The organism is Leifsonia sp. 466MF (assembly GCF_900100265.1).
Lineage (GTDB): Bacteria > Actinomycetota > Actinomycetes > Actinomycetales > Microbacteriaceae > Leifsonia.
In genome coordinates this window covers 2270442-2291894 of record NZ_LT629696.1, presented here as the reverse complement: position 1 = coordinate 2291894, position 21453 = coordinate 2270442, and the positions used below count along the sequence as shown (strand labels likewise).

18 protein-coding genes and 1 tRNA gene are annotated in these 21453 nt (G+C 70.9%); 15 read left to right on the top strand and 4 right to left on the bottom strand.

All coding sequences use genetic code 11. The features are described 5' to 3' along the window. The first annotated feature begins 16 nt into the window (after positions 1-16). Both nudC and BLR91_RS10930 read left to right on the top strand, forming a co-directional pair. Entirely contained in the window at positions 17-1036 is a 1020-nt protein-coding gene (gene nudC, locus BLR91_RS10935; RefSeq protein WP_089875323.1) for an NAD(+) diphosphatase, read from the top strand. After that, complete coding sequence (locus tag BLR91_RS10930) at positions 1033-2796, top strand: ATP-dependent helicase (protein WP_089875324.1); 1764 nt, start codon at positions 1033-1035, stop codon at positions 2794-2796. Before nudC ends, BLR91_RS10930 begins: the two co-directional genes overlap by 4 nt. On the opposite strand, the gene BLR91_RS10925 is transcribed toward BLR91_RS10930, so the two are convergent. Both BLR91_RS10925 and BLR91_RS10920 read right to left on the bottom strand, forming a co-directional pair. After that, complete coding sequence (locus BLR91_RS10925; RefSeq protein ID WP_089875325.1) at positions 2741-3592, bottom strand: hypothetical protein; 852 nt, start codon at positions 3590-3592, stop codon at positions 2741-2743. The genes BLR91_RS10930 and BLR91_RS10925 overlap by 56 nt on opposite strands. Before the next feature lie 78 nt (positions 3593-3670). After that, the gene (locus BLR91_RS10920; RefSeq protein ID WP_089875326.1) at positions 3671-5020 is read right to left on the bottom strand and encodes a zinc-dependent metalloprotease; all 1350 of its coding nucleotides are present in this window, start codon (positions 5018-5020) and stop codon (positions 3671-3673) included. 176 nt (positions 5021-5196) lie between these two features. On the opposite strand from BLR91_RS10920, the gene BLR91_RS10915 reads away from it, so the two are divergent. The 4 genes from BLR91_RS10915 (at position 5197) to BLR91_RS10900 (ending at position 11174) form a co-directional block, all read left to right on the top strand. Next, on the top strand, positions 5197-6336 hold the full coding sequence (locus BLR91_RS10915) for a YlbL family protein (protein ID WP_089875327.1): 1140 nt from the start codon (positions 5197-5199) through the stop codon (positions 6334-6336). An 86-nt stretch (positions 6337-6422) separates the two neighbouring features. Beyond that, entirely contained in the window at positions 6423-9359 is a 2937-nt protein-coding gene (locus tag BLR91_RS10910; RefSeq protein ID WP_231918888.1) for a UPF0182 family membrane protein, read from the top strand. A 145-nt stretch (positions 9360-9504) separates the two neighbouring features. Beyond that, positions 9505-10698 (top strand): ROK family transcriptional regulator, encoded by a 1194-nt coding sequence (locus BLR91_RS10905; RefSeq protein ID WP_089875329.1) that lies wholly within the window; start codon positions 9505-9507, stop codon positions 10696-10698. After that, on the top strand, positions 10698-11174 hold the full coding sequence (locus BLR91_RS10900; protein WP_018190488.1) for a hypothetical protein: 477 nt from the start codon (positions 10698-10700) through the stop codon (positions 11172-11174). The genes BLR91_RS10905 and BLR91_RS10900 overlap by 1 nt, the downstream gene beginning before the upstream one ends. A gap of 28 nt (positions 11175-11202) precedes the next feature. Here BLR91_RS10900 and BLR91_RS10895 read toward each other — a convergent pair whose 3' ends face one another. Next, entirely contained in the window at positions 11203-12342 is a 1140-nt protein-coding gene (locus BLR91_RS10895; protein WP_089875330.1) for an ROK family transcriptional regulator, read from the bottom strand. 128 nt (positions 12343-12470) lie between these two features. Here BLR91_RS10895 and BLR91_RS10890 point away from each other — a divergent pair, with 128 nt between their 5' ends. After that, positions 12471-14777, top strand: a complete 2307-nt coding sequence (locus BLR91_RS10890; protein ID WP_089875331.1) for a S1/P1 Nuclease — start codon at positions 12471-12473, stop codon at positions 14775-14777. A gap of 32 nt (positions 14778-14809) precedes the next feature. Here the strand turns inward: BLR91_RS10890 and BLR91_RS10885 are convergent. Then, positions 14810-14883 (bottom strand) — tRNA-Met (locus tag BLR91_RS10885). 119 nt (positions 14884-15002) lie between these two features. Here BLR91_RS10885 and BLR91_RS10880 point away from each other — a divergent pair. Genes BLR91_RS10880 through BLR91_RS10845 form a run of 8 tightly spaced genes read left to right on the top strand, consistent with a single transcriptional unit; the run spans position 15003 to position 21426 of the window. After that, positions 15003-16085: a response regulator gene (locus BLR91_RS10880; protein ID WP_089875332.1), complete on the top strand. Its 1083-nt coding sequence runs from the start codon at positions 15003-15005 to the stop codon at positions 16083-16085. Further along, on the top strand, positions 16082-17095 hold the full coding sequence (locus BLR91_RS10875; RefSeq protein ID WP_089875333.1) for an ATP-grasp domain-containing protein: 1014 nt from the start codon (positions 16082-16084) through the stop codon (positions 17093-17095). Before BLR91_RS10880 ends, BLR91_RS10875 begins: the two co-directional genes overlap by 4 nt. Continuing rightward, a complete protein-coding gene (locus BLR91_RS10870) occupies positions 17092-17865 on the top strand; it encodes a PHP domain-containing protein (RefSeq protein WP_089875334.1) in 774 nt (257 codons plus the stop codon). Before BLR91_RS10875 ends, BLR91_RS10870 begins: the two co-directional genes overlap by 4 nt. Further along, positions 17862-18056 carry a hypothetical protein gene (locus tag BLR91_RS10865; RefSeq protein ID WP_089875335.1) on the top strand — a complete coding sequence of 65 codons (195 nt, stop codon included), beginning with the start codon at positions 17862-17864 and terminating at the stop codon, positions 18054-18056. Before BLR91_RS10870 ends, BLR91_RS10865 begins: the two co-directional genes overlap by 4 nt. Further along, positions 18049-18438 carry a response regulator gene (locus tag BLR91_RS10860; RefSeq protein WP_089875336.1) on the top strand — a complete coding sequence of 130 codons (390 nt, stop codon included), beginning with the start codon at positions 18049-18051 and terminating at the stop codon, positions 18436-18438. Before BLR91_RS10865 ends, BLR91_RS10860 begins: the two co-directional genes overlap by 8 nt. Next, entirely contained in the window at positions 18435-20213 is a 1779-nt protein-coding gene (locus BLR91_RS10855) for a sensor histidine kinase (protein ID WP_089875337.1), read from the top strand. The genes BLR91_RS10860 and BLR91_RS10855 overlap by 4 nt, the downstream gene beginning before the upstream one ends. After that, complete coding sequence (locus BLR91_RS10850; RefSeq protein ID WP_089875338.1) at positions 20210-21046, top strand: carbon-nitrogen hydrolase family protein; 837 nt, start codon at positions 20210-20212, stop codon at positions 21044-21046. The genes BLR91_RS10855 and BLR91_RS10850 overlap by 4 nt, the downstream gene beginning before the upstream one ends. Continuing rightward, positions 21046-21426, top strand: coding sequence for a hypothetical protein (locus BLR91_RS10845; protein WP_089875339.1), 381 nt, complete (start codon positions 21046-21048; stop codon positions 21424-21426). The genes BLR91_RS10850 and BLR91_RS10845 overlap by 1 nt, the downstream gene beginning before the upstream one ends. The last annotated feature ends 27 nt before the right edge of the window (positions 21427-21453 follow it).

The window sequence follows — 21453 nt, the reverse complement described above, 5'->3', positions numbered from 1 at the left end:
CCCCGAAAGGACCTCGATGTCGTCCGCCCCGACTCCCGCCCTTCCCCTCGCCGCTCTTCCGCTCTCGCGGCACGCAACCGATCGCGACCATGCCGCGCGATCGCGGCCCGCCCTGTTCGACGAGCTCTGGGAGGAGCCGACCACGCGCGTGCTCGCGCTGTGGAAGGGACGGGCGCTGCTGACCGCGGAGAGCGTCGCGGCCGCGACCCCCGCAGCCGACGGTTGGTCGGCCCCGGATGCCGGACCGGCCGAGCTGGAGCTGCTGCCGGTGGACCGGGTCACCTCCGCGCTGATCCGCGTGTACCTCGGCCGCACCACGGTCGCCTCGGCGACCGAGCCCGCGGGCATCGCCGTGGTGCTGCAGGTGCTGACCGACGCCGCCGCGCAGGAGCTGGAGCCGGACGAGGCGCGCTGGGGCAACCTGCGTACGGTCGCCACCGCGCTGAGCGACCGCGACGCGGGCCTCTTCACCGAGGCGCTCGCGATGGCGAACTGGCACGCGACGCACACGCACTGCCCCCGCTGCGGATCGCCGACGGTGGTCGAGCAGGCGGGCTGGGTGCGGCGCTGCCTCGAGGACGGCTCCGAAGTGTTCCCGCGAACCGACCCCGCGGTCATCGTGACGGTGCTGGATGCGGACGACCGGCTCCTGCTCGGCTCCAACGCGATGTGGGAGAACTCCCGCTATTCGCTGCTCGCCGGGTTCGTCGAGCCAGGCGAGTCGTTCGAGGCGGCGGTGGAGCGCGAGATGTTCGAGGAGGCGGGCATTCGCGTCGTCGACGCCCGCTACAAGGGCTCGCAGCCGTGGCCGTTCCCGGCATCGGTGATGGTCGGCATGACGGCGCGGCTGGCCGACGATCAGGCCGCGAGCGCGCTCGATCCGGACGGTGAGGAGATCCTCGACGTGCGCTGGTTCACCCGCGACGAGTTGTGGGCGGCGCGCGAGCAGATCATCCTCCCGGGCCGCTCGTCTATCGCGCGCGCCCTCATCGAGGACTGGTACGGCGGCCCGCTCGACGAGCCGCCGGCGCCGTGAGCACCGCGCTCTCCGGCCCGGACGCCCTGCTGGCCGGGCTGGATGCTCAGCAACGGGTCGCGGCGGAGGCGCTGTTCGGCCCGGTGTGCATCCTCGCCGGTGCCGGCACGGGCAAGACGCGCGCGATCACGCACCGCATCGCGTACGGCGTCGCCTCCGGCGCCTATGCGCCCGGTCGTGTGATGGCGCTGACGTTCACCGCGCGCGCCGCTGCCGAGTTGCGCGGCCGCCTGCGCCAGCTCGGCGCCGGGGGAGTGTCGGCGCGGACCTTCCACTCCGCCGCCCTCGCGCAGCTGAACTACTTCTGGCCGCAGGTCGTCGGCGGGCAGCTGCCCTCCGTGCTCGACGGCAAGGGCCGCATCCTGGGGCATGCCGCAGAGCGGCTCAAGGTGAAAGTGGACACGGCCACCCTGCGCGACGTCGCCGCGGAGATCGAGTGGCGCAAGGTCTCTGGCCTGAGCATCGAGCAGTACACGGCCGCCGACCGGCCGACCCCCGGCTCGCTGACCGCGACGCAGGTCGCCGATCTGCTGCAGTCGTACGAGGACCTCAAGGACGAACGCAAGCAGATCGACTTCGAGGATGTGCTGCTCGCCTGCGCCGGGATGATCGAGTCCGAGCCGTCGGTCGCCCTGCAGGTGCGCGAGCAGTACCGCTTCTTCGTCGTGGACGAGTACCAGGACGTCTCGCCGCTCCAGCACCAGCTGCTCAGCCTGTGGCTGGGCACCCGCCGCGACCTGTGCGTCGTCGGCGACGCCAGCCAGACGATCTACTCCTTCGCCGGAGCCCGCAGCGAGTACCTGCTCGGGTTCGAGCACGAGCATCCCGGCGCGACCGTGGTGCGACTGGAGCAGAACTACCGCTCGACGCCGGCCGTGATCGACACCGCGAACCGTCTGATGCGCGGGAGGTCCGGCGCGCTGACCCTGCGCCCGGCCGAGATCGCCGGCGGGACACCGCACGGTGACCCCGTCACCGAGCCCTCCACCTTCGAGGACGATCGGGCCGAGGCCCGCGCCGTCGCCGGACGCATCGCCGCCGAGCTGGCCGCGGGGGCACGGCCGGAGCACATCGCGGTGCTGTACCGCGTCAACGTCCAGGCCGCGGCACTCGAGCAGGCGCTCGGCGACCTCGGGATCAGCTACCAGATCCGCGGTTCGAAGCGCTTCTTCGACCTGCCGGAGGTGCGCCAGGCCGTCATGTCGCTGCGGGCGGCCAGCCTCGCGGCCACCGAGGACCCGCTGTTCAAGTCGGTCAGCGACGTGCTCCGCTCGCTGGGATGGTCGGTGCAGCCGCCCGAGGCCCGCGGCGCCGTCCGCGAGCGCTGGGAGTCGCTGAACGCCATCATGGGCCTGGTGGACGAGCAGCCGCCCGGCCAGACGCTCCGCGGCTTCACCGACGAACTGCTCGCCCGGCAGGCCGGTCAGCACGAGCCGACGATGTCGGCCGTGACCCTCGCGACCCTCCACGCGGCCAAGGGACTGGAATGGCCCTCGGTCTACCTGATCGGCCTCAGCGAGGGCCTCGTCCCGATCAGCTATGCGAGCACCTTCGAGCAGATCGACGAAGAGCGCCGCCTGCTGTACGTCGGCATCACGCGAGCGCGTCGCAGCCTCCACCTCAGCTGGGCGGCGCGCGGAAACCAGCCCGGCAGGCCGCAGCTGCGGCAGCCGTCCCGCTTCCTGGCGGAGCTGCGGCCGACGGTCACGGCGGAAGGCCGAGGCACCCGCACTCCGGGTGCGGCTCCCACGCGAGGCTGACCCAGTCGGCGCCGCCCCAGTCCGCGCGATGCCGGAGCAGCCGCCAGCTCGCCCCGACCGGTGGCGGCGCTGCCGGCCGTCCGCGGGCAGCGGCGATGCCCGCCAGCGCCAGCGCGGCGGCGCGGGCGGCGACAATGGCGGACGTGATCGCGTCCTCACCCGGTGGCGGCAGCGTGTGCAGCTGGGTGGCCATCACCGGCCACGCCGGGTCGGCGGTCGTGCGGTGAAGGTCGACGCACCGGAGGCAGGGCGCCGTTCCGGGTCGCACCCACGGCCCGACCGTGACCCCGGCATCCCCGAATACGACCGCAAGGTGAGGGATGTCGCGCCGCAGCCAGCGGGCGGAACGCTGCGGCTGGATCGCGTACGAGCCGACCAGGACCGCGGCTTCCGCCCGATCGAGCGCCGGGTCGTCCCACGCGAGTCCGCCGCGCACCTCCGCGCCCGCGTCGGTCAGCATCCGGGCGAGGTGCGACGCCGTCGGTCCCGCTGCGTCGAGCACGACGAGCGGCGGCCGGCCGGGCGGTCGCTCGTCCCGGTTCTCTGAGCTGTCATCGCGCGTCAACACGGGCGCGACGCGCTTCAGCAGCGCCGTGGCCGCACCCGGCGGCGCGCCGGCCCTCTCCGCGAGCAGCTGCAATCCCTCGCGGGTCACGCCGCAGGCGAGCGCCGCGAGCATCCGCTCGTCGGCCGCACTGACGCCGTCGAGCACGAGCACCGGCTGCTCCACACCGAACTGCAGGCAGTCCGGAGTGCGCCAGACGCGTTGGATGCGGGGGTCGAGTGCGAGGGCCATCCCCGCATCCTGCCGGACGCCGGGGCCCGGTCAGCGGTTGTCCACAGCCGCTGACCGCGCACCCCGGTCATCCACAGGTCAGGCTTCGGTCGGCCGGTCCCGGTCGTCGCGCAGGAGGTCCTCGATGGCCTGGTCGAGCGCATCCTGCTCGGGCTCCTGACCGGTCGCGGTGGCGGTGAGGCGTGCGACCAGCGCCGACGGGTCGTCGAGGTCGGACGACTGCGGCAGCAGGTCCGGGTGCGACCACAGGTCGTCGCGCGCATCCATGCCCACCGCTTCCGTCACGGCCTGCCACATCGCGGCGGCGTCGCGCAACCGGCGAGGTCGCAGCTCGAGCCCGACGAGGGTCGCGAACGCGGACTCCGCCGGACCGCCCGATGCACGCCGGCGCCGCACCGTCTCGGCGATCGCGTCGGCCCGGGGGAGCAGGCGGGTGGCGTTGGCAGTCACCACGTCCACCCACCCCTCGACCAGCGCGAGGACGGTCTCGAGACGCGCGAGCGCCTCCTGCTGCTCCTCGGTGCGCGGCGGGATCAGCCGGCCGCTCACCATCGCCTCGCGCAGCTCATCGGGGTTGGACGGGTCGAAGTTCTCGGCCAGCGACTCCAGGGCATCGGTGTCGATGGTGATGCCCTTGGCGAAGGCCGTGATCTGCGTGATCAGCTGGAGGCGCAGCCACTTGGCGTGGCGGAACAGGCGCGCGTGTGCGAGCTCGCGCACCGCGAGGTACAGCTGGATCTGGTCGTCGGGGATGTCGAGACCGTCGCCGAACTCCGCGATGTTCTGCGGGAGCAGCGCCGCGGTGCCGTCCGGCAGCAGCGGGATGCCGATGTCGCCACCGGAGACGACCTCCTTGGAGAGCTGCCCGACGACCTGGCCGAGTTGCATCGCGAACAGGGCCCCGCCGATGGAGCGCATGACCTGGCCGGCGTTCTGCAGCATGGCCTGCATCTCCTCCGGAGCCTGCTCGGCGAGGACGCGGGTGAGCGCGTCGGAGATGCTGAGCGCAACCGGCTCGGCCAGCTGCGTCCACAGCGGCATCGTCTGCCGGGCCCACTCGGCACGGCCGATCAGCTCGGGCGCGGCGCTGAGTCCCGCGACGCCGGTCGCCTGGTCGAGCCAGAGTGCGGCGACGTGGAAGGCCTGGTCGAGCGAGGCGCGCTCGGCCGGCGTGACCGCATGGGCGCCGTCGGCGGCCAGCTGGCGCGCCTGCTGCTCGGCGATGTCCCAGTTGATGCCGCCGCCCGGGTTCATCAGCGCGTTCTGGAGCTGTCCGAGCAACGCCTGGATGCTGGCGGGATCGTTGGGGAGGCCCGCGGCGCCGGCGAGGCGGCTCGGGTCGATCGATGCGCCGTTCCCCGACAGGAACTGGTTCAGCATGTCGCGGAACTCGTCGTCGTCCCGCTCCTCGTTCTGGTCGTCGGCCATCGTCGTTCCCTACTCCTCGAAGTGAGCCGGCCGTCCGGTGAGCAGCCGTCGGGCTCGGCTTCAGGCTTGTCATCTACGCTAGCCGCTGGCGCCGGGATGCCGGGTGGGAATTGCCCTATGCTCGCTTCCGGACCGTGCGCCTGTGGCGAACACGACCCTGACGAGAGGACGCCCCCGTGACGCTGTTCGGCGACGAGGACCCGACGCTGCGCACCCAGGAGCGCACGCGCATCGCGCCGCCGCGGCGCGTGATCATCGGATGGGTCGCCATCGGCCTCGCCGTCGTCCTCGGCCTGGTGCTCGCGCTGGTCCCCGCTCCGTTCGTGATCGAGCAGCCTGGGCCCGTCTACAACACCCTCGGCACCGACCAGCAGGTCGGCGCGACGGAGGGCGGGGACGCCAAGGAGCTCATCAGCATCTCCGGCCAGAAGACCTATCCGACGTCCGGGTCGCTCGACCTGCTCACCGTCTCGGTGGTGGGCAATCCGGAGCAGCGCCCGTCGTGGATGGAGATCGCGGGCGCGTGGTTCCAGCCGAGCAAGGCGGTCCTGCCGCTCGAGTCGGTGTTCCCGCCCGGCACCACCACCGAGCAGTCGAACGCCGAGAACGCCGCCCTGATGGTCGACTCCCAGCAGGATGCGATCGCCGCCGCCCTCAACGAGCTCGGCTACACCTTCCCCGAGAACGTGGCCGTCAAGCAGCTGATCAAGGGCACGCCGGCCGCCGATGTGCTGAAGGTGGGCGACGAGATCACTTCCGTCAACGGCACCAAGATCGCGAGTGTCGACGAGCTCCGGAGCGCGGTGAAGGAGAACGGCACCGGCAAGGCGGCCGAGCTCGGGATCGTGCGCGACGGCGCGCCGACGACCGTCTCGATCACCCCGACCGAGTCGCACGGGCAGGTCGTGCTCGGCATCGGCGCCGGGATGGATTACACCTTCCCCTTCGACGTGAAGATCCAGCTCAACGACGTGGGCGGCCCGAGCGCGGGCCAGATGTTCGCGCTCGGGATCATCGACAAGCTGACGCCCGGATCCCTGAACGGCGGCAAGCGCATCGCCGGGACGGGCACGATCGACAACACGGGGCAGATCGGCCCGATCGGCGGCATCCGGCAGAAGATGTACGCGGCGCGCGACGACGGCAAGGCCGACTACTTCCTCGCGCCCGCCTCGAACTGCGACGAGGTGACCGGCCACATCCCCGCCGGTCTCCGGGTGTTCGCCGTGAAGACGCTGGACGACTCCCTCAAAGTCCTGAAGGCGGTGGAGGACGGATCGAGCACCTCCGGCCTCGCCACCTGCCCCGCCCGGTGAGCGCACGGTCGCGTAGCAGCGTTCTCCAAGCGTCCCTTGCCTAGGATGGTTCACATCCCCGCCACGCGAGACCAAGAAGGCCATACGTGAGTTCAACAGCAGCAGCTCGACCCGCAGGCCGCCGGCGCGCGGCCATCTGGATCACTCTCGGGGTGATCGTCGCGGTGGTCATCCTGTTCTTCGTCTTCGCAGGGCTGTACGCCGACATCCTCTGGTACGACCAGCTCGGCTACCTCCAGGTGCTCACCACGCAGTGGTTCGCAGGCATCGCCATGTTCTTCATCGGCTTCTTCGGGATGGCGTTGCCGCTCTGGCTGTCCATCCAGCTGGCGTACCGGCTGCGCCCGGTCTACGCCAAGCTGAACTCGCAGCTCGACCGCTACCAGCAGGTCATCGAGCCGCTGCGGCGCCTCGCGATGTACGGCATCCCGATCGTCTTCGGCATCTTCGCCGGTGTCTCCACCGCGAGCCGCTGGCAGACCGCGGCGCTGTGGCTGAACGGCACCGCCTATGGCAAGACGGACCCGCTCTTCCACCTCGACATCGGCTTCTACCTCTTCGCGCTGCCGTTCTACCGCAGCGCGGTCGGGTTCGCGTCGGCGGTCGTGCTCATCTCGCTGCTCGCGACGCTCGCCACCACCTACCTGTACGGCTCCATCCGGGTCAGCGGTCGCGAGGTGCGCATCTCGCGCGCAGCGCGCGTCCAGATCTCCGTGATCGCCGCGCTGTACCTCCTCCTCCAGGGCATCAGCATCTGGCTCGACCGCTACGCCACGGTCACCGACTCCAACGTCAACGACATGATCAACGGCGCCGCCTACACGGACGTCAACGCGACCATCCCGGGCCGCGCGATCCTGGCGGGCGCCGCGGTGTTCGTCGCCATCCTGTTCGTGCTGACGGCCTTCATCGGCCGCTGGCGCTTCCCGATGGTCGGCACGGCGCTGCTCATCGTCGCCGCACTGGTGGTCGGCGCGATCGTGCCGTGGGTCGTCCAGCGGTTCCAGGTCGACCCGAGCCAGAAGACGCTGGAGTCGCCCTACGTGCAGAAGGGGATCGACTACACCCGCGAGGCGTATGGGCTCAGCGACATCGAGACGATCCCGTACAACGCGAAGACGACGGCCGAGCAGGGCGCCCTGCGGCAGGACGCGCAGACGACCGCGCAGATCCGCATCCTCGACCCCGCCGTCGTCAGCCCGTCGTTCCGCCAGCTGCAGCAGTTCCGGCAGTACTACGCGTTCCCCGAGAAGCTGAACGTCGACCGCTACGAGGTCAACGGCACGCAGCAGGATGCGGTGGTCGCCGTCCGCGAGCTGCAGCAGTCCGGCCTCGGCGGCACCCGCAACTGGTTCAACGACACCGTCGTCTACACACACGGCTACGGTCTGGTCGCCGCCTACGGCAACCAGCGCTCTCCCGACGGCCAGCCGGTCTTCATGGAGTCGGGCATCCCCACCACCGGGACGCTCGGCACGTACCAGCCGCGCATCTACTTCGGCGAGCAGTCGCCGACGTACTCGATCGTCGGCGCCCCCAAGGGCTCCAAGCAGGTCGAGCTCGACTACCCGGGCGGCTCGGACGGCGCGCAGCAGACGTACACGACGTTCGACGGGAACGGCGGCCCGAAGCTCGACAACATCTTCAAGCGACTGGTCTACGCGCTGAAGTTCCAGGACGAGCAGATCGTCCTCTCGGACGCGGTCAACAGCAACTCGCAGATCCTCTACGACCGCGACCCGATCAAGCGCGTGCAGAAGGTCGCGCCCTACCTCACCGTCGACTCGCAGGCGTACCCGGCGGTCGTGGACGGGCGCGTCAAGTGGATCATCGACGGCTACACGACGAGCGACCAGTTCCCGTACTCGCACGTCGGCAGCTTGAGCGATGCGACGGCAGACAAGGACACACCGAAGCCCGCCTACGCCTTCGACGACATCAACTACATCCGCAACTCGGTGAAGGCCACCGTCGACGCGTACGACGGTTCGGTGACCCTGTACGCGTGGGACACCAGCGACCCGGTGCTCAAGACGTGGGAGAAGGTCTTCCCGGCCACCGTCAAGCCGGTGAGCGACATGAGCGCGCAGCTGATGAGCCACGTGCGCTACCCGTCCGACCTGTTCAAGGTGCAGCGGGCGGTGCTCGGCCAGTACCACGTCGACGACGCCGGCTCGTTCTACTCCCGTGAGGACGCCTGGACCACGCCGAACGACCCGACCTCGCCGTCGAGCAACCCGGCCCTGCAGCCGCCGTACTATCTGACGATGAAGATGCCGGGCCAGGACGCTCCCGCGTTCTCGCTCTACTCGACCTTCATCCCGGCGGGCACGAGCGAGTCGAGCCGGTCGGTGTTGAAGGGCTACCTGGCGGTGGATGCGGATGCCGGCGACACCAAGGGCAAGGTCGCGTCCGGCTACGGCAAGCTCAGGCTGCTGCAACTGCCCTCGAGCGACACCATCCCCGGTCCCGGCCAGATGCAGAACCAGTTCGACTCCGATCCGACCGTCTCGCAGCAGCTGAACCTGCTGCGACAGGGTAAATCGGAGGTCATCAACGGCAACCTGCTGACCCTGCCGGTCGGCGGTGGTCTGCTCTACGTGCAGCCGGTCTACGTCCGCTCCTCGGGTGAGACGAGCTACCCGCTGCTGCAGAAGGTGCTGGTGGCCTTCGGCGACAAGATCGAGTTCGAGGACACTCTCGACCAGGCGCTCGATGCCCTGTTCGGCGGCGACTCGGGCGCGTCCGCCGGTGACAACAACGTGCCGACCGAGGGTGGTGGCTCCGGCGGTCAGACCGGCGGCGGCACCGGCGGCGGCGAGCAGACCGGGGGAGGGACCGGCGGCTCTGCCGCGGGCAACACGGCCCTCCAGGAGGCCCTGCAGCGTGCCAACCAGGCGCTCAGCGACAGCCAGGCCGCTCTGAAGTCCGGCGACTGGACCGCGTACGGCGAGGCTCAGAAGCGCCTGCAGCAGGCGATCTCCGACGCCGTCGCGGCGGAGGGGCAGCCCGCCGCCAAGTAGTCCGCCGCCTCGATCGGCTGAAACGGCCCGCGCGTTCTCGCGCGGGCCGTTTCGTATGCTCGGCCGCCGTGCGAAGTGCGGAATCCGACAAGACGAACGCGGAAAACTCTTGCGCCGACTTTGATTGTCAGCTTTACTAACAAACATGTCGATCGACCTGGCCAAGCGCACCACCGCCTCCGATCGGGGTGCGCCGTCCGACCACGGGCTCGTCCCGGGCCGGGCGCTCCGGCCCCGGACGAAGGTGCTGCCCGAGCATGCACGCGGCCACAACCGCTCGCTCGTGCTGCAGTCCCTGTACCGCTCCGGCCGCGCCAGCCGGGCGGATCTCGCCCGGACGACGGGACTGACTCGCGTCACGATCTCGGACCTCGTGGGGGAGCTGATCGCCGAAGGCCTGGTGGTCGAGCTCGGCCAGCGCGACGACGCGCGCCCGGGCAAGCCCGCCGTGCTCCTCGACGTCAACCGCGGCGCGACGCAGATCGTCGGAGTCGACCTCAGCGAGCACGCGGTGTTCCGCGGAGCCGTCCTCGACATGGACGGCCGCATCCTGCAGACCGCCGAGGTGGAGCTCGCCGGGAGCCGCGGCGAGGAGGCGACCGCCAAGGTGCTCGCTCTCGTCGACCGCCTGGTCGAGCTGACCTCCGCGCCGGTGCTGGGCATCGGCATCGGGTCGCCCGGCATCGTCGAGGCGGATGGCGTGGTCGCCACCGCCCCGAACCTCGGCTGGGTCGATGAGCCGCTGCAGCAGCGCATCGCAGAACGCACCGGGCTGCCGGTCTTCGTCGCCAATGATGCGAACGTCGCGGTGCTGGCGGAGCACGGCTTCGCCGACGCGCAGGGCGACATGATGCTCGTCAAGGTGGGCCACGGTGTCGGCTCCGGCCTGCTGGTCGCCGGTGCGCTGGTCTTCGGAAGCCGCTTCGCCGCCGGCGAGATCGGTCAGGTGATGGTCGGCACGGATGCCGGGCCGGAGGCCCCGTACGACCGCGAGCGGTGCCTGGAGGCCTGGCTGGCCGTTCCGCGGCTGGAGTCGCGCGTGGCGGCCGCCGAGGCCGCTGGGGCGCCGGCCGAGCCGGTGCTGCGGGAGGCCGGGCAGCGGCTCGGTGTCGCGCTCGCGCCGATCGTCGGTGCACTGAACCTGTCGGAGGTCGTCCTCGCCGGTCCGGAGGAGCTTCTCGACGGCGTGCTGCTGGATGCCGTACGCGAGACCCTCCGCAACCGGACGATGGCCGGGTTCCACTCGGGCGTCACGGTCAGGATGACGAGCCAGGGCCGCGACATCGTGCTCCGCGGCTGTGTCGTGATGGTGCTCTCCGCGCAGCTGGGGGTGTCGTGATGACCCTGCTCGCCGATGCGGTCGACCTCGATCTGGACGCCTCGCGCGGGTTCCGGTTCGCTCCGGGCGTGCGCGAGGCGTTGACGGCGTTCCGCGGCCGGTGCACGGTCGTCCGGCTGGCGACGCTCGACAACGACGTGCTGGGCGTCCCGCGCTGGTACACGCTGCAGGAGGCGTGGGCCGAGCCGGGGAGCGATGCCTCTGCATCCTGGTCCGGCAATCCGGTCGTCGCCGTCGGGCCGTCGGACGATCCGGAGCTCGTGCTCGCGACCGCGACGCCCGTCGTCGTGGTCGGCGCCGACAACGCGGCGTCCCGGTGGACCCGCCAGGTGGTGGATGCGGTACGGGCCACCTGCCGTTCGGTGCTGGTCGTCGACATGGGCGAGCGCCCGGATCCGTCGTACGCCGACATCGCGACCTACGGCCACGACCGCCGCCACGGCGCCGCACTGCTCGGACTGCTGACCGGCTGCTGACCGGCCGCCCGCCGCGCCGCTCGCAGGGTCAGTGCGCCCAGGTGACACCGAGCGCCGACTTCAGCGCGTACTGCGCCGCCCCGCGGTAGGGGTGCTCCTGGCCCACGCGGGCGTACCGGAAGCTCAGCGGCATGGCCGCCTTGACCGGATGCCGCGCCGCCTCGGCACGCAGGTGTCCGATGAACTCGGGCCCGAGCCGAGGAGCCGCCCCGCCGATCACGATGTTCGGCACGTCGAGGGCGGCGGCGACGAGCAGCAGCGCGCGGGCGAGCACGCGAGCGCCGTCCGCGATGCGCTCGCGCGAGTCCGGAGCGGCAGCGAGGGCCGCGAGGTCGAGCGCCTCGAGGTCGGTGCCGTGGGGGAGGCCCAGCAGGCTCGTCACCGAGACGATCTCCTCGAGGCAGCCGCGGTTGCCGCAGGCGCACAGCGGCGCGTCCGGCCCGAACAGCACCGGGACGTGCCCGATCTCGCCGGCGCGATGCGCGGCGCCGGCGACGACCTCCCCGTCGATGATGACGGCCGCCCCGACACCCGTGCTCAGAGAGACGAAGAGCTGGTTGGCCCCGAAGTCGTCGGACGTGATCGAGTCGGCGATGGCCTCCGCGTCCGCGTCGTTGATCAGGTGGATGGGCGCGTCCACGATCCCGGACAGCTCGCGCGCCAGGTCCACGTCCGTCCATCCCAACTGCACCGATTCGCGGATCAGGGGGCCATCGGCGATGCCCGGCACCTGCACGCCGACCGCGACGATCCGTGCCGAGGTGGAGGCGACCAACCGTCGCGCGACAGAGCGCACGTCTTCGAGGGACCCCGGTGTCGCGGCCCGCTGCGTCACGGTGGCGAGCTCGTCGCCCAGCAGGTCGACGACCGCGCCGCGGACGAGTCCCGGCTGCACCAGCAGTGCGAGCAGCACGTGATTCTCCGCGGCGACGCGGAGGGTGGTGGCGCGCTTCCCGCCCGTGCTCTCGGCCAGCTGCCCCTCGATGACGAGCCCGTCGGCGATGAGCCCGGCGAGCAGGGAGGAGACGGTCGCGCTGGTGAGGCCGGTGCGGCGGGCGATCGCCGCGCGCGTCGCCGTGCCGTTCCCCGACAGCACGAGTTGCAGCGCGGTCGTGAGATTGCGCTCGCGGACGGCGGCCTGCGTCGCCTTGCCGTGCTCCTCAGCCACTGTTCTCCCGCCCGTCCCGTTGCGTCACGACACTAGCGAATCCGGACTCCTCACGTTCACCCGCCGGGACTATCCTGGCCGCGCCGGCGGGGGCGAACCTCGGCGCCGGCGACGGGATGGGGGACCGCATGGATGTTCTGGGCACCGACCGCAGCTTCGCCAGCCTCTCCACAGCGGATCTGCTCGAGGCGCGCGACCAGTACCACTGGCATCTGCTCAACAAGAAGAACGTGGTCGGCACCGCGGTGGGCCTGTACCTGATCCGGAAGAGCGATCCCTGGCCTGCCGGAGAGCACACCGACTCCGGGAGCGCGCCCCGCACGGCAGCCCGCACTGCCACCCGCGGCGAACGGACCTTCGACAACTCCGAAGTGCGCGACTACTCCTGGCCGTGCATCCTCGTTCTGGTCGACCAGTGGATCCCCGCCGACCGGTTCGGCGCAGGAGCGGACCAGGAGTCGCCGGAGGAGCTGGTGCCCCGCACCCTCTACCTCCCGGACGGTCGCACGGTGCCGGTGTGCGTCGTCCGGGTGACGGAGTCGGCACCGGATGCGTCGGCTCTCCCGCCGCGCACCTGGCCGACCTCGCGGATCGGCGGCGGCTTCCCGCTCGTCAGCGAGAGCCAGGGTGTGCAGAACCTGGGCAGCGTCGGAACGCTGGTGACCGACGGTCACACCGTCTTCGCGCTGACGAGCCGTCACGTCACGGGGCCGGCGGGCAGCCCGGTCTCGAGCTTCCTCGGCGGCGCCCTCGCGGAGGTCGGCCGTGCGAGCTCGCGCCACCTCACCCGCAAGCCGTTCTCCGATGTCTACCCACAGTTCTCGGGACGCCGAAGCTTCGCCACCCTCGATGTCGGCCTGGTGGAGGTGGACGACGTCACCGAGTGGACGTCGCAGGGCTACGGCCTTCCCGCCGCCGGAGAGCTCGCCGACCTCAACGAGCTCAACATCGGCGTGCGCCTGATCGGCGCGCGGGTCCGGGCGTTCGGGGCGGCTTCTGGCGAGTTGCGCGGGCGCATCGCCGCGCTGTTCTACCGCTACCGGAGCAGGGGCGGATTCGACGATGTGACGGACTTCCTGATCGCGCCGGACCCGGAAGCGCGACAGGATGGCGAGGGCGTGCCGGTCACCGCTCAGTCGCGGCCCGGCGACTCGGGCACCGTCTGGTATCTGGTGCAGGCCGGCGATGCTCCGCTGCGCCCGATCGCCGTCCAGTGGGGCGGTCAGAGCTTTCTGGGCTCCTCCGGGGTGGCCTTCGACTTCTCGCTCGCCACCAGCCTCAGCAGCATCCTGCGCCTGCTGGACGTCGAACTGGTCGTCGACTACAACACGGGCCCACAGCCCTACTGGGGGAAGACGGGCCACTACACGATCGCCACCTTCGCCTGCGAGAAGGTGACGGGCGCGAAGCTCCGCAGGCTGCTCGCGGCCAACACGGACCGCATCAGCTTCAGCCTCGCTGGCCTCGGCCATGGCGCGATCGACACGACGACCGTCCTCGCCAAGAAGAACGGCGGCTTCGTTCCGCTCGCCGACGTGCCCGATCTGATCTGGAAGAACCTGCCGAGTGTGGTGAAAGGTGGTCGGGACACGGCGTTCCGCACCGGCCCGGAGCATCCCGCCCACTTCGCCGACATCGACCAGCTGCTCGACGGCGAGACGCTGCGGGCGCGCTGCGTCGACGATCCGGCCGACGTCTCCGTGGCGGTGTGGCAGGACTACTACACGCGCCTCGGCCACACCGAGCCCGACAAACGCGGACTCCTCCCGTTCCGGGTCTGGCAGTTCTACGACGAGCTCGTGGCCGCGGTCCGGGCGAAGGACGTCGCGCGATACGTCGCGGCGGCCGGGCTCGTCGCCCACTATGTCGGCGACGCGTGCCAGCCGCTGCACGGATCGTTCCTGGCGGACGGACTGGAGGACGGCACCGGGAAGGGGGTGCACTCGGCGTACGAGTCCACCATGATCGACCGGCACGACGTCGAGATCGTCAGCGGGATCACGGCGGCGCTGTCGACGGCGACGCTCCCTGCGGGAGTCGCGTCGGGGCAGGAAGCCGCCGTCGCGATCGTGCGGTTGATGGATCGCTCGGCGAAGGCCATCGATCCACGTGCCCTCGTCACGGCGTACGCGGCCGTCGCATCGAAGCCGGGCGACTCGAGCGTCCGGGTGACGGACGCGTTGTGGGGCGCGTTCGGTGAGCAGACGATCGGCCTGCTCGTGGACGGCGCGCTCACGCTCGCGATGATCTGGCAGAGCGCCTGGAAGGCGGCCTCCGGCGAGTCGGCGTTTTCGGCCACGGGTCTGAGGGCGGTCGACACGGCGGTGCTCCAGCGGCTCTACGAGGACCCAGCCTTCGTGCCATCGCTCACGCTCGACCAGATCGGCCCGACGCTCGAGAAGGGCCCCGTGCGTCAAAAGAAGAAGGCCCCCTGATCAGAGAATCCCTGATCAGGGGGCCTTATCGGTTGCGGGGGCAGGATTTGAACCTACGACCTCTGGGTTATGAGCCCAGCGAGCTACCGAGCTGCTCCACCCCGCGGCACAAGAAGAAACTCTAGCACGGGATCCGAGGGGTGTGAAATCGCGAACACCGGCCCGGGCGCGTCCCCTCGTGTGGACCGGGCGTCCTACTAGAGTCGTTCCCAGATAGGGGATGCGATGGCGAGTGTCGTGACGAAGTACCGGGTGGTCGTGGTCGAGGACGACCCCGATGTCGCCTTCTTCATGAAGACCGTGCTGGAGAAGCGCGCGGATGCGGTCGCGATCGCGGTGACGAATCCCTCCATCGCCCTGGCGACGATCGCCGAGTTCGAGCCGGACCTCGTCATCACCGACATCGAGATGCCCGGCATCACCGGCCTCGACCTGCTCAAGGAACTGCGCGCCCAGTATCCGGGCATGCCGGTCGTCGTGATGACCGCGCACGTCTCGGTCGACTACGCGGTCTCGGCGCTTCGGGCCCAGGCGGACGAGTTCCTGAGCAAACCGGTCGCCTCGGCTGAGCTGGTCGCGATCGTCAACCGTCTCGCCGCAGAAGGGCGCGTCAAGCGAGCCGCAGCGCGCCGCCAGGTGGTGCTCGCGATCGGTGCTCACCCCGACGACGTCGAGATCGGCGTCGGCGGCATCCTCGCGGCGCACCGTGACGCCGGCAACGACGTCGTGATCCTCACGCTGTCGCGCGGCGCTCGCGGCGGCGACGCCGACGACCGGCAGCACGAGTCCCTCGCGTCGGCCGAGCTGCTCGGCGCCCGGCTGTTCCTCGAAGACCTGGAGGACACCCACATCTCGGCGGCGGATCCGACGGTCGGCATCATCGAGCGCGTCGTCGCCGAGATCCAGCCGGACATCGTCTACACGCACTCGTCGCACGACCGCCATCAGGACCACCGCGCGGTGCACGCCGCGACGAACGTCGCCACCCGGTCGGTGCGGACCGTCTGCTGCTACCAGAGCCCGTCCGCCACCATCGACTTCCGTCCCACCCGCTTCGTCCCGATCGACGGGTTCACCGAGACCAAGCTGCAGCTGATCGACTGCTTCCGCTCGCAGACCGAACTGCGCGACTATCTCGAGCCGGACTTCGTGCTCGCGACGGCCCGCTACTGGTCGCGCTTCGGCGGCGGCAAGACATGCGAGCCGCTGGAGGTCATGCGCGACACCGCCGACATCTCGGTGCCCGCCTCCGCCATCCACTCCGACGCGCGCGTCGCGGGAAACCGACTGAACAGGACCGCTGAATGACCGATTCCACCCGTACCCGTGTCCTGGTGACGGGAGCCGGCGGCCCTGCCGGCGTCGCGGTGATCCGCTCGCTGCTGGCCCGCGACGATGTCGAGGTCTACGCGGCCGACATGGACGGATGGGCCAGCGGCCTGTATCTGGTGGAGGAGGGGCGCAGGCGGATCGTGCCGCCCGGGCGCTCGGACGGCTTCGTCGATGCGCTCATCGCCATGAGCCGGGAGGACGGCATCGACGTGCTGTTCTCGACGGTCGACGTCGAGCTCCCGGGGCTCGCCGCGCGCCGCGACGAGCTCGAGGCGGTCGGCACGAAGCTGGCCGCGCCCTCGCACGACACCCTGGTGACCTGCCTCGACAAGTTCTCCCTCGTCCAGCGGGTCGGCGACCAGGCGCGCGTGCCGGTCACGCGGCTGCTGAACGGGGAGGGCGTCGGCGCCGACTGGACTTTCCCGGTCATCATCAAGCCGCGCAGCGGCGCCGGATCACGGGGCGTCCGCCTCATCGCGGATCGCGGCACCCTGGAGGCCCTCGGCACCGACGAGAGCATCATCATCCAGGAGAACCTGCCCGGCGAGGAGTTCTCCGTCGACGTCCTCGCGGGGCTCGACGGCAACGTCATCGCGGCCGTCCCGCGGTCGCGGGAGCGCGTGGACTCGGGCGTCTCGATCGCGGGACGCACGGTGCGGCGGGCCGAGCTCTCCGACACCGCCGCGGCAGTCGCCCGCGCGATCGGCCTCACGGGCGTCGCGAACGTGCAACTGCGGTACAGCGCCGACGGCATCCCGGCGCTCCTCGAGGTGAACCCGCGCTTCCCCGGTGCCATGCCGCTGACCATCGCGGCCGGGGTCGACATGCCGTCCCTCCTGCTCGACCTGGTCCTCGGCCGGCCCGTGCCGTCGGCCGTCGACTTCGAGGAGCTAGCCAACGTCCGGTTCCTGGAGGACGTCTTCCTCGCTCCCGGCGACGTGCTCGTCTCCGAGAACGCGGCGCACGCGGAGGGTCCGGAGGAGTGAGCGCGACGGAGGCCGGCCGGCTGCCCGCGCTGCTGCACGGCGACTTCCACGTCCACTCGACGTTCTCGGACGACGCGCGGAGCACCCTGGCGGAGAACATCGCCGCGGCGTCCGCCGTCGGCCTGCGGACGATCCGCCTCACCGACCATGTGCGCGCTTCGACGAGCTGGGTCCCCGAGTTCCTCTCCGCGGTCGCGGGGGAGCGCGTCCCGGACGGTCTGACGGTGCTCACCGGGGTGGAGGCGAAGCTGCTGGATGCGTCGGGCGCCGTCGACACCCCGCCCGGCCTGGTCGTCGGCCCCGGCGGGGTGGATGCCGTCGTCATCGGCGACCACCAGTTCCCCGGCACGGACGGCCCGTGGTCGCCCACGGCCACGCGCGAGCGGCTCGACGCCGGCCTGTCGGACGACGACGCGCTCGACCTGCTCATCGAGGGAAGCATCCGCGCGATGGAGCGCACTCCGCACGCGCAGCTGGCGCACTGGTTCTCGATCCTGCCGAAGGTCGGCCTCGACGAGACGCGGCTCGGGGAGCAGCGACTGGCGGCCTGGGCTCAGGCCGCCGCGGCGACCGGGACCATCGTCGAGGTCAACGAGAAGTGGAACTGCCCCGGCCCGGACGCCATCGCGGCGCTGCTGGACGCCGGAGCGCGTATCGTCGCCTCCACGGACAGCCATGTCGCCGCCGACGTGGGCCGTTACGACCGCGTCCCCGTTCTGTTGGACGAAGCCGCCGCCCGGGTGGACGTGGAGAAAGAGGACGCACGGTGAGCCCAGCCCGACACTCGTCCGGACCGTCCGCAGGGGACGCCGCCGAGCCCTCCGGCGAACTCCGCGAGCGCATCCAGGCCGAGCTGGAACGCGACCGCCGCTGGGAGTTCCGCCTCCCGCTCTACGGCGGGATCGCGCTGCTCATCTGTGCCGCGATCGTCGTCGTCCGAACGGTGTTCCTCCATGTCTGAGCGCAAGCGGATCGTGATCGCGGACGACGACGACGACATCCGGAACCTGATGGCGATCGCCGCGAATCGTGCGGGCGTTGACATCGTCGCGGCCGTCGACAACGGCTCCGCCGCCCTTGCCGCCGTCCAGGCCGGCGGGATCGACCTCGCCGTCCTCGACATCTCGATGCCCGGACTGAACGGCGTGGAGGTGGCCGAGGCGATCCGCGCGGACGACATCACACGTTCGACGCTCATCCTCATGGTGTCGGCGTCGGTCCAGCTGCTCACGGACCACGGTGTCGTCGCCGACCGGTCGGACAGTTTCATCGTCAAGCCGTTCAGCCCGCGCGTGCTGTCGACCCGCATCCGCGAGATGCTCGAACTGGGGGAGCCCGCATGACCCTCGACCGGTGGCTCAGCCGCATCCCGCTGGATTCGCCCTCGGCGTTCATGAAGCAGGTCCCGACGATCGTCGGTTTCGCGATCGCCGCGCTCATCGCCGCCCTGCCGAACGGCGTTCCCATCACGAACGCCCCGCTGTTCCTGGCCGGCATCGCCCTGGTGGTCGTCGCGACCGTCTTCTCGCTCGTCATCCCGTGGCGGCATCTGCATCCGGAGTGGGCGGTCGTCATCCCGGTCCTGTCGCTGCTCGCCGTCGGGCTGCTGCGGCTCGGGACGGGGTCCGCCGCCTCGCCGTTCGCGGTCCTGACCCTGCTGCCCTTCGTCTGGATCGCCTCCGAGGCGGGGCGCATCAACATCCTCATCGCGGCGCTCACCACCTTCGTCGTGCTGCTCGCGCCGCTGGTGGTCGACGGCGTCGCCCACACCGCCGGTGACATCGTCCGCGCCTTCTTCTCGCCGGTGATCTACCTCATCGTCGCGATCGTCATCAACGAGATCGCGCACCGGATGCGGGTCCAGCTCGCCGCCGCCCGTCAGTCGGGGGAGCAGCAGCAGCAGCTCCTCGCCCAGGCCGTGCAGGCGCAGGACGAGCTGGTGCTCAACGAGGCGAGGCTGAAGACCGCGAACCGCCTCATCCAGAGCATCTGGAATGCCGTGACCGAGCAGTCCGTCATCGGCACCGACCTCGACGGCCTCATCGACGTGTGGAACCCCGGCGCGGAGAAGATGCTCGGCCTGACCGAGAAGCAGGTGCTCGACGGCAAGTACCACATCATCGACTTCCACCTGTCGTCCGAGCTCGCGGAGCGGCTGCAGGATATGGATGCGCGCTTCACGACCGTCTCCAGCACCGACGACTTCTCGGCCCTGGTCGACACCGTCCGTGCCGGATCGGCGGATGTGCGCGACTGGACGTACGTGCGGCCGGACGGCAAGCGCGTCGTCGTCCAGGTGGCGGCGACACCGCGCATCGACGAGAACGGCCACCGGGTCGGCTTCATCTTCGTGGCGACCGACATGACCGAGGCGCGCGAGTTCGCCCGGCTCAAGGACGAGTTCGTCGGCCTCATCTCGCACGAGCTGCGGACGCCGCTCAGCTCGATCCTGGGCTACCTGGAGCTGCTGCGCGACGACGACGAGGATCCGCTGTCGGAGGAGCAGCTACAGTATCTGGCCGTCGCCGAGCGCAACGCGCACCGGCTGCTTCGCCTGGTCGGCGACCTGCTGTTCACCGCACAGGTCGAATCCGGGCGGTTCCCGCTCGACATCAAGGGCGTCGAGCTGAACACCGTGGTCTCCGCCTCCGTGGAGTCCGCCCGCCCGGTCGCCGCGAACGCGGGCGTGACCCTGGTCGCCGAAGTCCCCGATCACACCGTCGATGTCCGGGGCGACACGCTCCGGCTCGGCCAGGCGGTCGACAACCTGGTCTCGAACGCGCTCAAGTTCACGCCGTCCGGCGGCACCGTCACCGTGGCGCTGCGCCACGAGGGCGACGAGGCTGTGATCGCCGTGAGGGACACCGGCATCGGCATCCCCGCCGTGGAGCTGAGCCAGCTGTCGCAGCGCTTCTTCCGTGCGTCCACCGCGACCCGCAACGCGGTCCCGGGCGTCGGACTCGGTCTCACCATCACGAAGGCGATCGTGACCGCTCACGGCGGCCGCCTCGACATCGCCAGCGAGGAGGGGGTCGGAACGTCCATCAGCATCGTCCTGCCGGTGGAGACACCGCGGCCCGTGACCGAGGCGATCCCGCACGTGGAGGTGGCGCCATGACCGACCGGCCTGCAGAGCTCACCGTCGACGACCGCACCATCGCGGTCGCGGTCGCCCAGTTCGCGCCGGGCGACGACCGGGTGCACAACCGGGATGTGGTCGCCGGCCTCATCGCGGTCGCGGCCTCCCGAGGCGCCCGCCTCGTGATCCTGCCCGAGTACGCCTCCTACTTCACCGATCCGCTCGGGCCGTCGTTCGCCCGGAACGCCGAGCCGCTCGACGGCGACTTCGTCGGCTCCCTCTCCGCCGCCGCCCGCGAGCACGGGCTGTTCGTGGTGGCCGGCCTCGTCGAGCGCACCGATCAGGCGCACCGGTTCTCGAACACCCTCGTCGCGGTGGGTCCGTCGGGCGACGTGCTCGCGACGTACCGCAAGCAGCATCTCTACGACGCGTTCGGGGCGAAGGAGTCCGAGTGGGTCGTCCCGGGCGACCTGGACGAGCCGCAGACCTTCGAGGTGGACGGCGTGACCGTCGGCCTTCAGACCTGCTACGACCTGCGCTTCCCGGAGGTGACGCGTCGCCTCGCCGACGCCGGCGCGCTGCTGGTTGCTGTGCCCGCCGAATGGGTGCGCGGCCCGCTGAAGGAGTTCCACTGGTCGACGCTGCTCGCGGCGCGTGCCATCGAGAACACCCTCTACGTCGCCGCGGCCGACCACCCGCCGTCGATCGGGGTCGGCGCGAGCGCGATCCTCGATCCGATGGGGGTCACGCTGGCCGGACTCGCCGACACGACCGGCGTCGCCGTCGCCGACGTGTCCGTCGCGCGGGTGCGCGAGGTGCGGGAGCGCAATCCCGCACTGGCCCTGCGCCGCTACCGGGTGAGTCCGCTCTGATGGCGACGACGCACGACTTCTTCCTCACCGGCGACCACGAGCAGGGTCGCGGGATCGTCCTCGACGCCCTGCGCGGGCAGGGCTTCGCGGTGACGCCGGCGCCGAACGGCGCGTTCACCGTGCAGCGGGGGAGCACCGCCATGACCGTCCTCTTCGGCGGGCTCGCCGGGTCGCAGCTGCGGATGACCTTCCTGCTGCGCTTCCAGGTCGACCAGGAGGGGCGCCTGGTCGCCCGGCTGTCGCGCGACCAGGTGGGCGCGGCGGTGAGCGGCGGGGCGATCGGCGCCACCAAGGCCAAGGCCGTGTTCGAACAGTGCGTCGCCGACATCGGCGGCCGGCTTCGGGCGGCGCAGCTGTTCGCCGGCGAACTCCGCCAGTGATGGATCGATCGGTGCCGGTGCTCCTGC